Annotated in this window: 15 protein-coding genes; 1 reads left to right on the top strand and 14 read right to left on the bottom strand. The window is 48.4% G+C overall.

The genetic code is table 11. The features are described from left to right. Positions 1-238 precede the first annotated feature (238 nt). From H8710_RS03910 to H8710_RS03885, 6 genes are all read right to left on the bottom strand, one after another. Entirely contained in the window at positions 239-1,579 is a 1,341-nt protein-coding gene (locus H8710_RS03910) for a virulence-associated E family protein (protein WP_249294086.1), read from the bottom strand. Further along, entirely contained in the window at positions 1,464-2,204 is a 741-nt protein-coding gene (locus H8710_RS03905) for a CHC2 zinc finger domain-containing protein (RefSeq protein WP_144124320.1), read from the bottom strand. The genes H8710_RS03910 and H8710_RS03905 overlap by 116 nt, the downstream gene beginning before the upstream one ends. A gap of 47 nt (positions 2,205-2,251) precedes the next feature. Further along, positions 2,252-3,724 carry a MobQ family relaxase gene (mobQ, locus tag H8710_RS03900; RefSeq protein ID WP_079746603.1) on the bottom strand — a complete coding sequence of 491 codons (1,473 nt, stop codon included), beginning with the start codon at positions 3,722-3,724 and terminating at the stop codon, positions 2,252-2,254. 2 nt (positions 3,725-3,726) lie between these two features. After that, a complete protein-coding gene (locus H8710_RS03895; protein ID WP_207697956.1) occupies positions 3,727-4,044 on the bottom strand; it encodes a DUF3847 domain-containing protein in 318 nt (105 codons plus the stop codon). 286 nt (positions 4,045-4,330) lie between these two features. Beyond that, entirely contained in the window at positions 4,331-4,534 is a 204-nt protein-coding gene (locus H8710_RS03890) for a hypothetical protein (protein WP_004614949.1), read from the bottom strand. A 146-nt stretch (positions 4,535-4,680) separates the two neighbouring features. Then, positions 4,681-4,905: a helix-turn-helix domain-containing protein gene (locus H8710_RS03885; protein WP_120474617.1), complete on the bottom strand. Its 225-nt coding sequence runs from the start codon at positions 4,903-4,905 to the stop codon at positions 4,681-4,683. A 302-nt stretch (positions 4,906-5,207) separates the two neighbouring features. Here H8710_RS03885 and H8710_RS03880 point away from each other — a divergent pair, with 302 nt between their 5' ends. Next, the gene (locus H8710_RS03880) at positions 5,208-6,248 is read left to right on the top strand and encodes a DUF6076 domain-containing protein (RefSeq protein WP_118392959.1); all 1,041 of its coding nucleotides are present in this window, start codon (positions 5,208-5,210) and stop codon (positions 6,246-6,248) included. A 225-nt stretch (positions 6,249-6,473) separates the two neighbouring features. Here the strand turns inward: H8710_RS03880 and H8710_RS03875 are convergent, their stop codons facing one another. From H8710_RS03875 to H8710_RS03840, 8 genes are all read right to left on the bottom strand, one after another. Next, positions 6,474-8,858, bottom strand: a complete 2,385-nt coding sequence (locus H8710_RS03875; protein WP_249294085.1) for an ABC transporter permease — start codon at positions 8,856-8,858, stop codon at positions 6,474-6,476. Positions 8,859-8,872: 14 nt separating this feature from the next. Then, positions 8,873-9,538, bottom strand: coding sequence for an ABC transporter ATP-binding protein (locus H8710_RS03870; RefSeq protein WP_249294084.1), 666 nt, complete (start codon positions 9,536-9,538; stop codon positions 8,873-8,875). Positions 9,539-9,543: 5 nt separating this feature from the next. Further along, positions 9,544-9,804: a hypothetical protein gene (locus tag H8710_RS03865; RefSeq protein WP_249294083.1), complete on the bottom strand. Its 261-nt coding sequence runs from the start codon at positions 9,802-9,804 to the stop codon at positions 9,544-9,546. A gap of 490 nt (positions 9,805-10,294) precedes the next feature. Continuing rightward, positions 10,295-11,326, bottom strand: a complete 1,032-nt coding sequence (locus tag H8710_RS03860) for a sensor histidine kinase (RefSeq protein ID WP_249294082.1) — start codon at positions 11,324-11,326, stop codon at positions 10,295-10,297. Next, complete coding sequence (locus H8710_RS03855) at positions 11,323-12,015, bottom strand: response regulator transcription factor (protein WP_249294081.1); 693 nt, start codon at positions 12,013-12,015, stop codon at positions 11,323-11,325. The genes H8710_RS03860 and H8710_RS03855 overlap by 4 nt, the downstream gene beginning before the upstream one ends. A 211-nt stretch (positions 12,016-12,226) precedes the next feature. Beyond that, a complete protein-coding gene (locus H8710_RS13500; RefSeq protein ID WP_249294080.1) occupies positions 12,227-12,358 on the bottom strand; it encodes a helix-turn-helix transcriptional regulator in 132 nt (43 codons plus the stop codon). Positions 12,359-12,548: 190 nt separating this feature from the next. Further along, positions 12,549-13,451, bottom strand: a complete 903-nt coding sequence (locus H8710_RS03845) for an SIR2 family NAD-dependent protein deacylase (RefSeq protein WP_249294079.1) — start codon at positions 13,449-13,451, stop codon at positions 12,549-12,551. Then, entirely contained in the window at positions 13,396-14,184 is a 789-nt protein-coding gene (locus H8710_RS03840; RefSeq protein ID WP_249294078.1) for a protein-ADP-ribose hydrolase, read from the bottom strand. The genes H8710_RS03845 and H8710_RS03840 overlap by 56 nt, the downstream gene beginning before the upstream one ends. Between the last annotated feature and the right edge of the window lie 20 nt (positions 14,185-14,204).

Genomic DNA, 14,204 nt, shown 5'->3' with positions numbered 1-14,204 from the left:
ACAAGGGAATGTCAGGCAGGTGTACAGCCGCAGACTGTCTCCATGTCAACCGAACCGTGTCAACCGGCAGAAAAGACTTTGAAAACAATCCATAGGCGCTCTATGATTACTTTTTACTTTTTCTTTGATTTCTTGGTTGACATGGTTGACAAAGGAGAGAAATGCCCCAAATATCAGGCTTTTCCCCGTCAACCGGCTGTCAACCGAAGCGTCAACCAAACTGTTAACCGGCGGCTTTTCAGAATGGCAGTTCCATTTGCCGGGCTTCTTCTTCCGTGATTTCCTTAAAACCGTCCCCCTCCGGCGGGGCTTGGTTGACACGCTCCCAGCCTTTTTGAGAACCGTATTTCTTATACCGCTTCGGGCTTTTGTAGGCTGCCCAGCCCTGTATGATGCCGCCCGCAATGCCAGTATTCATAATCTCGCAGATTGCCCGTGTCTCCCAGTCTGCCGGGGAATTTAAGTTCCCCAGCGCTTCCTCATAAAGCTGCTTGGAGCATACCCTGTCACCGGTGTAGTCCTCCAAATAGGCGTAGATCATGCCAGCTTGTGTGTCCTCCTGCATGAAGTCCTGCTGGTGGGCGTTCAGGTATCGGTTCATTTCTATGCTGAATGACAGCTTATACTTCCCACTGCGGTAAACCGTCATGGCTTCCGCCCACATCTGTTCGATATACGCCCTCGCCGCCGCTTCATCATCCAGTATGTGAACCTCCGCCCGTTCCGGGTACACCGTCACGGGGAGAAAGCGCCGGTTGCCGGTGCGGTCACGGGGTAAAAAGTCCTGCCGGTTGGTCGTCCCTCCGAATACACATTGCCGCAGCCGGTCTGCCGGGTGTGTCTCATACGGCACTTTGTAGGTTTCTTTCTGGCGGCTTAAGAATGACTTGATTTCCTCAATACTCTTGGCGTTGGCTGTGGCGATCATCTCCGACATCTCGATAATCCAATGCCCTTGCAGCTTGCGGTACACATTTTCATCGTCCAGCTTCTTCAAATCGTCTGAAAACCATTCGTCCCTGCCTGCCAGCAGCCGGAAAAAGGTAGATTTCCCGGCTCCCTGACCACCAACCAGACAGAGCATGACCTCAAACTTGCTCCCCGGTCTGAATACCCGCCGGATGGCTCCCATCAGGAACAGTTTCAAGGCTTCATAGGTGTATTCGTCCGTATCGGCTCCCAGAAAGTGATGCAGGGCGTAACGGATGCGCTCTGTGCCGTCCCATTGCAGGCTGTTCAGGTAATCCCTGACTGGATGGTAGCGGTTTTCATTGGCAACAATCTTGATGGCGCTCTGCACCTTTTTCTCGCTGGTAAGCCCGTAGTTTTCTTCCAGATACAAAAGCAGGTAGTTCATGTCCATGTCGGTCAGCGTGGTACTGGTGCGCTCCCAGCCCAGCGGCTTCACAATGTCAATCTGCTCCGTCAAAAGGTTCAGGCGCAGCGCCCCGCGAAACAGAGGGTCACGCTGGAACACCGTCAGGCAGTTTCGGATGCTGTTCTTCACGCCGCCTTTCTGCGTCCCCTCTAATGTTTCCCGGATTTCTGCCGGTGTTTGCGCCGGTTCCATTGTGTCCATCGTCCTTTTGACCACTTCCTGCGTTTCCGGCGGCAAGCTCTGAAATTCGCTGTTCAAGCCGCAGCACCTCCTTTCCCTGTGCGGCGATCAATGCCGCTTTTTCTTCTATTTCTCCGTATAACAAAATATCCAAAAGGTATTCTGTGTAGCTTATCCTCTGCAACGCTTCCACAAAAAGAGGATGCCAGATGGCATCCTGCGGCTGTGGGGCGTATGCTGTTTTCCAATGCTCCAGCAGGCGCAGATAATCGCATAGCACCCGGAAACAATACCGTTCCGTTTCCTGAAATCTCTGCTCCGCTGATTTTTGTCGGGGCTGTGACCTGTTGTGACGCTTCCTATCTGGCGGTGCATTGCCGGGTTTCTCATAGGAAACGCCGAAGTCCTTCGCAAGCCTGACCGCAGCTTCCCGTTTCCCCAATCCATGCAGCAAAGCGGCAAAGTCGATCACATCCCCGGAAGCCCCGCAGCCGAAGCAGTAAAAACGGCTGTCCACTTTCATGCTGGGCGTGCGGTCATTGTGGAATGGACAGCAGACCATGCCGTTTCTCCCCACCCGGATTCCATAGAATGAAGCAGCCTGCCGGGTGGTAACAGACTGTTTCACCGCTTCAAATACATTCAAATGCTCCCTCCATAAAAATACCGGCAGCGGTAAAGCTGCCGGTTATATCATAGCTCCATCTCATGTTTCTTTCTCTGTACTTCCTGTGGCTGCTCCCTCCGGCGCAGTGCGGTATCTACGGCGTTCTGCACCTGCCGCAGCCGTATGACTTCCTCCCGGAGTGGCTTGTGCTGCGGAGACAGTTCGGCATACTCTGTTTTTAACTGTGCATATTCCTGTTTCCATGCTTTCAGGGCAATGGGTTTTCCGTCCAGTTTTTCTTTCAGAATACGGCGGGCGGCATAAAACAGCCGTAACTCCGCATCGTGGGATGTTTCAAATTTCTCCCTCTGTTTCTTAAACTTGATATTGTTCAATTCCGTATGAACAGGTTTTAGCCGCTGGTAATTCTCGCCCTCCCGTATCAATTCCTGCAATTCCTTTATCCTGGCAGATTTCTTTTTCATGGAGCCGCTTAATGCTTCAAATTCTTCACTGACAGAGGAAAGACGCTCCTGCAAATCCTCTAATGTGAGCAGCTTGTTTTCCGTCAGATAATTGACGGCTTCGGCAAACTGCTTTAAGTTTCCGGTTCTGGCTTTATTGCTCCATGCCCCTGCGTTGCGCTGGTTGTAATAAGCGATCAGCAGGTCGGCAAGGCTCGGTGTCTGCGGTTTGGAAAGTTCTTCTTTTACCTCTGCCATCCAGACAAACAGGGCTTTGATCTTCTTCCTCACATCCTGCATGAGCCGGTTGGTGGCTTTAATCCAGCGGTTCAGTTCCCCTTTCTCGGTGCGGATGCCCTTTGCTTCCATCTGCCGGACATTAGCTCCCTCGTGGACAGTAGGTATCAGGTCAAGCCCCTGCCGCACATAGGAACGGTGGTCGATACGCACATCCAGCCCTTTTTCCTCAAATTTTGTATTAACGGCAGCCGCCCACTGCTCCCGCCAGTGTTCCAGCGTTTCCGGCTCATGCCAGTCTGTTGTATGGACAGCGTTAAACATATAATCGCCGTTTTTATCCCGGATTCGGTTTCCATCTTCATCAAGAAGATATTCCCGCCGCTGTTTTTGTCCCCATGTGCCATCCGGGTTCAAAGGGCGCATGGTTGTCATCACATGGAAATGCGGGTTAGGGATACCGCCGTCCTCTTTCTCCGGGCTGTGAAAAGCAAGATCGGCAATCATGCCTTTTGCCACAAACTGCTCCTGCACGAACTTCCTCGCCAGTTCCATGTTTTCTTCCAGCGTCAATTCATTCTGCATGGCAATATCAAAGGAATAGGCAAGCTGTGCTTTTGGATGTTTCTCGCAGCTCTCCACAGCATTCCAGAGGGTCGCCCGGTCAAGATATATTTCCGGCGCATGGGGCGGCAGCATGATTTCCGAAGCGATCACGCCGCCCTTTTTGGTGTAATCGCTGACTTCTCCATAGTAGCTGCTGTAAAGACGCTCCCCGGCTCGGTAGGCTGCGCTGGCAATGGCGCTCTGACCGGCGCTGCGCTTTATCTGTGCGATTGAAAAATGATAAAGTGCTATCCTTAGTCACCGCCTTTCTCCTGCCCGGAAATACGGGCGTGGTTTTCTACGGCAGACCGGATGAAATGTTCCGCCTGCGGCAGATTCAAAATGCTTTCCATGAGGGAATAAAATTCCGCTTCGGATAGCTCCTTTGTCTGTGGTGCAATGCTCTCAATAGCTGCCCCACGGGTAATCAGCCGGTGCGTCCTCTGTTTCCGGGAACCGCTTTCCAGATACGCCTGCCGGTTTTTCAAACGCTGCATTTTCCGTTTTTCCCGTTCCAGCAGGACAGTGGTTTTTTCATATTCCTGCTTCAACTGTTCCAAAGATTTTTCCATGTTCTCACATCCTTTGCTTATAAGATAAAGAAAGACCATCCGCAGACAGTCCGTGTGTCAGTGCTTCTATAAAACCCGATGAAAAGGGAAAACCGCAGAGCGGATTTCTCTTTGCGGCGGGTACACAGGGGATAGCCGCTTTAGCGGCGCAAGGGGGTGTAGCCACCTTGTCGGAGCGAAGCGAACGCAGACCTCGGATTGCTGATTTTATCAGCGGCAGAGGTAAGCTCCGCAGGACGCACGATACATGGTCTTTAGACTATGTATAGAAGTGCGCCCTTAGTTCCTAAGGGATTTTGCCGTTTCCGGCAGTTTTGTCCTTTTTCTTGGAACGCTTAGAAAGGTACTTCGGGCAGTCAACCACAACCGCCCGGAAGCTCTGTTTACATTCGTGCTGGCATTTCCGGCACAGTTCGTTGTAAGTGATACGGCTGCGGTCATTTAAGAAGAACGACCATTCCAGCCGCCGCTTGTTGCTCATTCTTGCCATAACCGGCTCCTTTCTCCGTTTCTATCTGATGTACGCAGATAGGCTGTTTTGGTGTAGCGTTTCGGTATCATTTTTAAGGTTTTTTCCCTCTGTATACCCCTTTGTAAAGTGCGGCAGTATTGCAGTCAGGGAATGATAACTCACGCTTATTTGTCGCTTCTCGGTACGGTTTCGGAGCCTTTTGCCATCCATTCAAAGAAAGCAATTTTGCTGACCTTGATAAGTCTGCCCCTGCGGAACGCTGGAAAGCCGGGTGTGTGTACCAGCTCATAGGCGCTCGCTCTTGAAATTCCCATAATCTGCTGAATGTCCGCCACATCCAGAACCAGCGGTAAATCCTCGTAGCTGTTCAATCTCTTTTTATCGTTCATTCTGTTCCTCCCATAAATCAAATAGGTTAAAATGCTTCCTGCTGCCGTTTTCCCCAAAAGCCGTTTTCCTGCCCCATTCCTGCGGTGTTTCCCTGCATTGGTGCGCCGGATGCGTCACTTCTCCTGCCGGTCATATCCCTTTTGGACGGTCATTCACTTGTCAAGGTACTGTGCGGTACGAAATTACCAACTGCAATCATCATAGCGTACTATCCTTGACAAAACAATGATTCTGCGATACCATGAGTGTAACGGATATAACTGAATTATATAATTACCATAAACAAAGGCAGGGGATAGGGATGGAGAATCAGTTTATACGACATGAGCCATGTTTTGAGAGGATTTTGTTTGTCCTGACGCTGGACAGGAAGAAAATGAAAGAGCGGATTTTGATTGGGGAAGAACAGCAGATCCGCTTCCGGCTGAACGGGAGCCAAAACACAGAGGTGCTTTGTGATATGACACGCCCGCTGGGAACTTTTTTGATAAACTTTGAGCGTGACACGGACAGAGATTGGAACTTATACGGGCTTTCTCCGCTGCGGCAAGCCCTCCACTCCAACCGATGGAAACAGCCGGAGCTGGAGCAGGCGGCAAGCGAATTTCTCTGGGGAAAATATCTTAGCAATGACCCTCTGAAAATGTATGTGGCGTTCCGTATCTGGAACAGCTATCTGCTTTCCAGAGAACCCCGTGACCGTAACGCTGCCTGTGACCGCTTCATGGATAAAATGAGCAGCCTGACCGGGGTATTCCATAACGAAGCCATGAGCTTTGACAGGGAGACAGGAAAACCGAAACATTTTCAAGCTGGCAGCCTTTATTTCAAAGGCGCACCATCAGAAGATACCCGGCTTGACCTCTGGTTCCCGGACAACCGTCGCACAGAAGAATGTGTGTCTGCCTATGCGTCTCTCTACCCGTTGATTACCTATTATCTGAACAGGCTGAATGACTGGGGGCTTTGCTTCCGGCAGTGCAAGGTCTGCGGGAAATATTTTCTGGCAAAGAGCCAGCGGTATGAGCTGTGCAGCGACAAGTGCCGCAAAGCACAGGCGCTTCAAAACAAGCGGGAATTTGACGAGAGGGCAAGAGAAAATAACTATGACCTGCTTTATAAAAATGAATGCCAGAACTGGCGCAACAAAATAAACCGGGTAAAAAATACCGCAGGCTTTCCGGCTGACTGTCTGGAAAAAATACAGGCTGCCTTTTCCGACTTTAAGAAAGAAGCCTTACAGAGAAAAAAGGCTGTAAAAACAGGAACAGCCAGCCCGAAAGAATTTGCGGACTGGCTGTATCAGCAGAGTAATGTAATTGTTGAGCTGACCGAGATATGAAAAACTTTCTATCGTCAATTTCGCATTATTGCAATAACAGATTGCTTCTTCCATGAATGGTAATATTATCATCAAACTTTTGGAAGAACTATAAATGTCCGAGGTGCCTTTGATTTCGACAGAAAAACAGGCTGAATTGTTACAACGCTCGGACATTTCAAAAATCTTTTTGAGAAATGGCGGAAAAAGCGGGGCAGCATACGCCGCCCCGCCGATCTCAAAAGGTCATTCCATTGTCTTAATGCGGTCTACAAGAGATTGCTTTTTCAGATTTCCAGTTGTGTAAGAAATCAAGGTGAATTGCACAATCAGCAGGATTGCTAAATATATCAATACGATCAGCCACGGAAATGAATAGTAAAAGTATGGATTCATCGTTTTCACAACGACCTGTACGGATAGGAAGCCCAGTCCAGTCCCCAAAACCAATGTTACCAGCGTAGCAAAAACTGAATACATTAACCCCTCATAGCACAGCATTTTGATAAGCTGCTTTTTACTCAAACCAATCGCCTGTAACATTCCAATTTCCTGCCTGCGGGACAGAAAGTTTGTGATTGTCGTATTGACAAGGTTGATTAAAGAAAAGCACACGACAATAACAGCCACAATCAACAATACCCCGAAAGAAAGTTGTTGAAGTCCGCTATAATAAGTGATACTTTCTTTTATGGTTTCCATAACCAAATCGCTATTTCCGTCTATCAGTTGATTTAATGCAGCTTCAACCGTATCAAATTTTTCCATATCGGTAATTACGGAAATCGTACCTGTGCAATCTATCTCGGTCGCTTCATTCATAAGCTGCTCTGGAAGCGCAAAGCATTTTGAGAAGCCGGAGTAAGAATATTCGTTTACAATGCCCATGACGGTATAGGTCTTTGTGCGAATTTGGCCGGATTTGGTTTTATAGTCCACTTCGACGGTATCACCCAACGCAGCCTCAATATCATAGAGATCGGCACGCTCTTGAAGCAAGACAATTCCATTGCCTGCCACCAGTTCATCATAATCAATGGTGCCTGCAATTCGTTCTTCCTCTAAATTCTGCTGCTCATCCCGGCAAAAGCCCTGAATCCATTTTCCAGAATTACCATTTACAAGATATTCTGCGTCTGTGTAATACCAGCGCTTGATTCCTGTAACCCCATCAATAGATTCTACTGCATTTACAAAATCGGCATTTAGAAAATTCTTTTGCTGCAATCCAGACAAAGAAATACCGGCGGTGTCCCACGATTGATTTGCATTGAGCTGGATGTTAAATTCACCGACAGGGAACGCCCTGCCTCTTGCCTCTGCAACGCCATCATAGGAAACTAACATTGTCGAAATCAATACAACCAATACTCCGCCGAGTGAAAGAGAAAGTATTGTTAAAGTGGACTTTGCCTTTTGTCTGGACAGATTCATTTTAGCAAGTGAAGCAGGCGTTATTTTACGGTGCAACACGGAACTTTCTTTCATTTTCCCTTGATAATCGGAATATCGCAATGCTTCCAGCGGAGATACTGCCGCAGCTCTTTTTACAGGAGTATGAATAGCAATCATCACAATAATAAATGCAAAAAGACCAACCCCGGCCGTCACACATAAAGTAGTCAGCCAGTACCAACCGGCAGGAATCAGGAAGTACCCAATCACATTTCCAATAACCAGACCAATCGGGATAGCAATGGCAGCAAGTAATTTTCCCTCGCGGTAAACCATCTTTTTGATCTGTCGTTTTGTAGTTCCGATTGTGCGAAGCTGTCCATAGTTACGGATACTGCTTGCTACTGAAATATAAAAAATCGAATAGATCACAATGCCGGAACCAATGAAAGTTACAAAACCAATCAAGAAATAGAACAGCATATCGCTTCCGTGATTTTCGTCCTTTAAGTTAAAATATGTGGAACGGACAATCACACTATCATCGGAAATTTTTAATTGCTGCGCCAGAGTGTTTGCATAGTTGGTGGCTTCTTCCTCGCTCATATTTTGAGCGCCTTTCAGCCCAATGTAATAATCAATCATGCCCTCGTCGCCATACTGCTGTCTTACTAATTCTTTCGATATAATGGCTGTATAGCGCCCAATATCGCCGGTTTTCACATCTAAGATTCCCGTCAATTTGAAATCATGGGTAGTGCCGTCAGAAAAGGGGATTTGAATTGTCTGTCCCAATTCATTTGAATAGCCCAAACTATCCAAAAAGGATTCCTGCACTACAATTTCATTCTCCGAAGCTGGTAAATCTCCCGAATAGGGCATACTTTGGGATTTTAGCATATCTGCATTTGCATAAGTAAAATTCACGGTTGAATGGTTTACCTGTTCAGAAAATGCGTTGAAAAATTCTCCAACCCACGCAATTTCTTCTTGCTTGTATAGTTCCTGTCCCTGTTGTTCAGAAATCGCATGATACATAATCTGCGCTGTTTTTTGGTTGCGGTTCTGCGTTTCCTGCATAACCCCAAAACCATAGAGGACAATAGCAGATAGCAATGCGCTGGCAAGTGCAATCGTCAAAACAATAAAGATATTTCTTTTTCGATTCGCCGATATACTGCGGTTTGATATGCGCTTTACTATGCCGCTGGTGTCATTCTCAAAAGGCCATGTCATAGCCTGCCACCTCCTTACTCCACAATCTTGCCGTCCTCAATGCGGACAATCCGATCTGCAAGACGGGCTATGTCGTTATTGTGGGTAATCATCACAACAGTTTGCCGGAACTCCGCGCTGGTGCGCTTGATAAGCCTCAGCACCTCGGCGCTGGTCTTACTGTCAAGGTTGCCGGTCGGCTCGTCGGCCAGCACGATAGCCGGTTTTGTAATCAGGGCGCGGGCGATAGCCACACGCTGCTGCTGTCCGCCGGAAAGATTGTTCGGCATATTTTTCAGTTTATCTTCCAGCCCCAGCAAGTGAACGATCTCGTCCAAAAACTTCTGATCCACCGTGTCCCCGTCCAGCTCCACCGGCAGGACAATGTTCTCATACACATTCAGGATGGGAACAAGGTTATAGTTCTGGAAGATAAAGCCGATGTTGCGGCGGCGGAAGATGGTAAGCTGTTCGTCGTTCATTTTCGACAGTTCTTTGTCCCGGACAATCACATTGCCGGAAGTAGGGGTGTCCAGCCCGCCCATCATGTGAAGCAGGGTGGACTTGCCGCTGCCGGAGGTTCCCACAACGGCCACAAACTCGCCGTCCTCCACGGAGAAGTTCACGCCGTCAAGGGCGCGGGTGATGTTCGGCTCTGTGCCGTAATACTTTTTCAGGTCGATAGTCTGTAAAATGCTCATAAAATTCAATCCTTTCTTTGTTTGTTGTAAATGCGGAACGCTGCTGCGCCGGTGGCCGCCAACTGTACCAGAATCAGCACAGCGAACAGGCCGAAGCTCTCATAGTAAAACAGTTCATCCCAAAACAGGAGAACATCACAGAGAGCAGTCAAGGCAACCACCCAGCGGATGTGCCGGGCCAGCCATTGCCGGAACGCCAGCACAAGGGCAACGGGCGGGACGATCAGCAGCGCCAGATTCAAAATCAAGGTCGGGGTCAGTTCCATTGCGTCGCCTCCTCACTTTTGTTGATTTATAAATTGAAATTATATATACCTGAAAGCCGATTAACAGAATCAGCGTAATACTTTGGGGAGGACAGAAGCAACTGTCCTCCTGTTGGGAAGTGTTCAGCCTTATTCAAGGACTTGAGGGTTTTCTACATAAGAGCGAACTACTGTACCACAATTTTTGCAAATTACATGAATCAAATTTTCGCCTTTAAGTGTCAAGGCTTTATTTGGTTGAACTTTTGCATAAGTGGATTGAATCCCCTCAACAACATCTTTGCCACCACATCACGGACAAACATACTGTTTCTGCTCATTCATAGAACGCGCCTCCTTTCTTGTTGATAAGGCTATTGTAAACCCCAAATGTCCGCGAAATGTTACAGCGGCCAAAAAATTTCATTGAAAATCGGGGTGAAATGTTACAGCGCTCGGACATTTCAAAAAAATTTACGGCGGGCAGCCGGAAATGGCCGTCCGCCGCGTTCTATTTAGTCGGCAGCATAATAGAAAATTCCGAACCCTTGCCCGGCTCCGAAACCACTTTGATATAGCCGCCCTGCCGCGTTACGATCTCGCGGGTCAGATACAGGCCAATGCCCACGCCCTGCTGTTCGTGTACTTCTTCCTCACGATAGAAGCGCCGGAAGATGGCGGCCTGATTGCTTTCGGAAATGCCCTTGCCGGTGTCGGTCACTTTGATCTCCACATACATTTCCCACAGCACCACCGACACAGAGATTTTCCCGCCTGCCGGGGTGTACTTCACCGCATTGTCCAGCAGGTTAAAGAGGGCTTCGGATGTCCACTTGCTGTCATGGGAAACGGTCAAATCCTCCGGGCAATCCACGGACACGGCAATTTCCTTTTTCTCCGCTGCATACACGATCCCACTCATGGCCTGCGCCACAGTATCAAAAAGGCGGCCCGGTTTCTTGTCCAACTGGATCACGCCCGTTTCCAACCGGGAGGTTTTCACAAGGGCCTGAAAGAGAAAGTCCAGTTTATCCGTCTGGCTGCGGATTCCCCGGATAAAGTCAGTGCGCTCCGTCTCGGTCATAGTCTTTTCCAGCAGGGTGTCCGTCGCCATTTTCAGATTGCTTACCGGCGTTTTCACCTGATGGGAAATATCCGATACAAGGGTCTGTAATTCCTGCCGTTCCTCATCCACAAGACAGCGGTTCTCCTGCATGATTTGATAGAGCTTTGCCAGCCGGTGTCCGATTCTAGCAAGCTGGGTTTCGCTGTCCTCTGGCCGCTGGGGCGCTTCATTTCCGGCGATCATGTGGTCTAAGGTCTGGCACAGGTCAGCGGTAAACTGCGACAGCCGCTTTCCAAACGCCTGCGTCAGTACAAAAATCCCCACAAAGGCGCACAGCAGCAGCGCCCCGCCCGTCAGCAGCACCGCCGTCTGTTTTGTCACAAAAAACAGGGCTATGGTGATCCCGGACATGGAGAGGGCAAGCCCTATTGCCACCCGGCCAAACAGCCGCCTTACCGAGAGGTTTTGAAACTTCATTTTGCCTCGCCTCCCGTCCATTGATACCCCATGCCGTAAACAGTCTTGATGTAGGGTGCGCCGCCGTCAGATTCAATCTTGCTGCGAATCCGGCTGATGGAGGTTGTCAGGGTGTGTTCGTCCACAAACCTCTCGTCTATATCCCACAGCTTTTCCAAAAGCTGCCCACGGGTCAGCACTTGCCGGGGATTTTTGCGGAACAGGTTCAGCATTTTATACTCCATCGGGGATAGGGTCAGGGGCTTGCCGTTTAGGGACGCCGTCTGCTCCGAGAAGTCCAGAAACAGCCGCCCGTCGTCGTAAATGTCCTTGGCCGGTTTGTGGTGTTCCAGCATAGCGAACATGGCTTTGATTTTTCGCTGCAAGGCCCCGATCACAAAGGGCTTTGTGATGTAGTCCACCGCGCCCACCTCATAGCCCCGTATCTGGTCGCTCTCCTGATCGTTGGCGGTCAGGAATATTACGATGGTGTCCGGGTGCTGGGGCTTTATCAGCTTGCACAGCTCAAAACCGTTCCCATCTGGCAGGTTAATGTCCAACAGCACTAAATCAAATTCCCGATGGCGGATGGCGTCGGCTGCGGTTCTGGCATTTAGAGTAGAAGTCACGCCGTAGCCGTCTGCGGTCAGGTTATAGGCTAACATCTTATTCAAAAAACTGTCGTCCTCGACAATTAAAATCTGCTTCATATCCTCACTTCCTTTGCTTTTTGCAGATAGTATAACAGGCAAATGTCCGAGAATTGTTACAAGGACAAATATATTCATCATTTTACAGCTTTTTTATGTGTACTGCAATTTTATAAAAGAAAGGACAGCAGTATCATCAAATTGCTGTCCTTGCGGTTTATTATAGCTGGTAGTGTATAAGCGTGGGTTCATCATATTTGGTGTGGTATCTTTAACTATGGGAAACTCCCCGTTCCCATTTGGAAACACTCTGCGGCGTAACTCTGAGATACTCTGCAACGTCTTCCTGCGTCAAATTTTTAAGTATGCGATATCTCTTTAGGTTTTCCGATAAATGCAACATAATGGCCCTCCTTTAAATCTGAATTCTATATGAATATTATATCTGGAAGAGCCATTAATTCAATAACTTATTAGTTGTTGTGAATTCAACTAAATTATATTAGCTTCATCGCTATGATGAGTATTTTTCCACAGAATATCATCGCTCATAGCTCTTTCATCCATAGCAGCTTGAAAAAGAGCATAGCCGGTTATTTCCGGAAAGGCTCTTTTCCTTTTTGGCACAATAGCCGCATCAGTACAGTGCCGATATCTTCTCTGATACAAATCGATTGCTGTTTTAGTCCGCTGGGGCAGTCAATTTCACCGGAATTGAGGCAGGCGTAAACAGATTTCGAATTGTGAAAAGCCATCTGCCAAAAGGGGTATTTGATGATACCCGGAGTGTTGTAACCGACACCTAACTCCCAAAATAGGATATGCCGATTTTCACATTGGCGGATAAAATCATCATACCGCTTTACGGCGCTGTGCCACTCCTCATCTTCCACAAAACGGCTGTCTATCCGTAGATTCATCGTCATGGGTTTTCCGCATACTGGGCACCTGGGGATAAGCCCAGACGGAATACGTTGCTTCCTTTGCTCCGATGCCATACGTTTTATCACGATTTCATTGTCATATGTTTTATGATGACAAGGAGTAGCACATTGAAATAAACCATAGTCTCCCTGGGTGCAGAAGAGCCGTTTTTTGTCAAAGCCGGCCTTCTGAAAGCAATGATCCACATTGGTGGTAATGATAAAATAGTTGGTATCCCCGATTAGCTTCAATAAATCTTCATACACTGGCTTTGGTGCATCCTGATACCGATTGAGGACCACATATCGACTCCAATATGCCCAGTATTCTTCCAGCGTCTCATAGGGATAAAAACCTCCGCTGTACATATCATGAAAACCATAAGCTTTGGAAAAATCAGCAAAATACTTCTCAAACCGCTCTCCAGAATAGGCAAAGCCCGCGGATGCGGAAAGGCCTGCTCCCGCGCCGATTACAATAGCGTCCGCCGCGTCAATTTCTTGTTTGAGTCGGATTTCACTCGCGGTCAAAGATTTTTTGATAGATTGTTTCGTCTCGCTCTGTAAAGACATTAAAAATCACCTTGATTTCATTTTGGGAGTACTGTATAAAATCCCTTACCGTGTGAACAGCAATTTGGGCCGCTTTTTCTCTCGGAAAATGGTATTCCCCCGTTGAAATACAGGGGAAAGCAATGGAGCGAATCCCCTTTTGCTCTGCTAATTCCATACATTTTCGATAACAGGACTCTAACTGCCGGGAGTGGAGTGCCGTTACCCGTCCAATCACTACCGGCCCCACCGTGTGGATAACATACCTGCACGGAAGGTTGTATCCCGATGTGATTTTTGCCTGTCCAACCGGTTCTTGGTGTCCCAAACGCTTCATGATTATATAACATTCCTCGCGGAGCTGGAGACCTGCCGCCGAGTGAATCGCATTGTCCACACAGCCGTGGCAAGGGCAAAAACAGCCGAGGAGTTCGCTGTTCGCCGCATTGACAATTGCGTCTGCATGCAAGCGGGTGATATCGCCCCGCCAAAGCGCCAGGTTGGGGCCGGAAATAGTGGGAAGCATCATTGCATCTATAATCTCCTGATCCTTCTGCTCCGCTTGCAGCAACTCGTCCTGAAGGGCAAGGAATCCGCTGTCAAGAGGCATAGGAGGACGCAGATTCATCAGAGAACGCAGCAGCCGACGCTGAGAGGCTTCATCCTGTTCCCATCGCTCTGCAAAATCCCGATATTGGGGCATCTCATAAAGTAGTAAGGCAATTAATGTCCTTATCATCCCAATGCGATCCATTTAGTCTTCTCTTCTTCTAC

Source organism: Fumia xinanensis (assembly GCF_014384905.1).
GTDB lineage: Bacteria > Bacillota > Clostridia > Oscillospirales > Ruminococcaceae > Fumia > Fumia xinanensis.
This window is presented reverse-complemented; position numbering and strand designations above follow the sequence as displayed.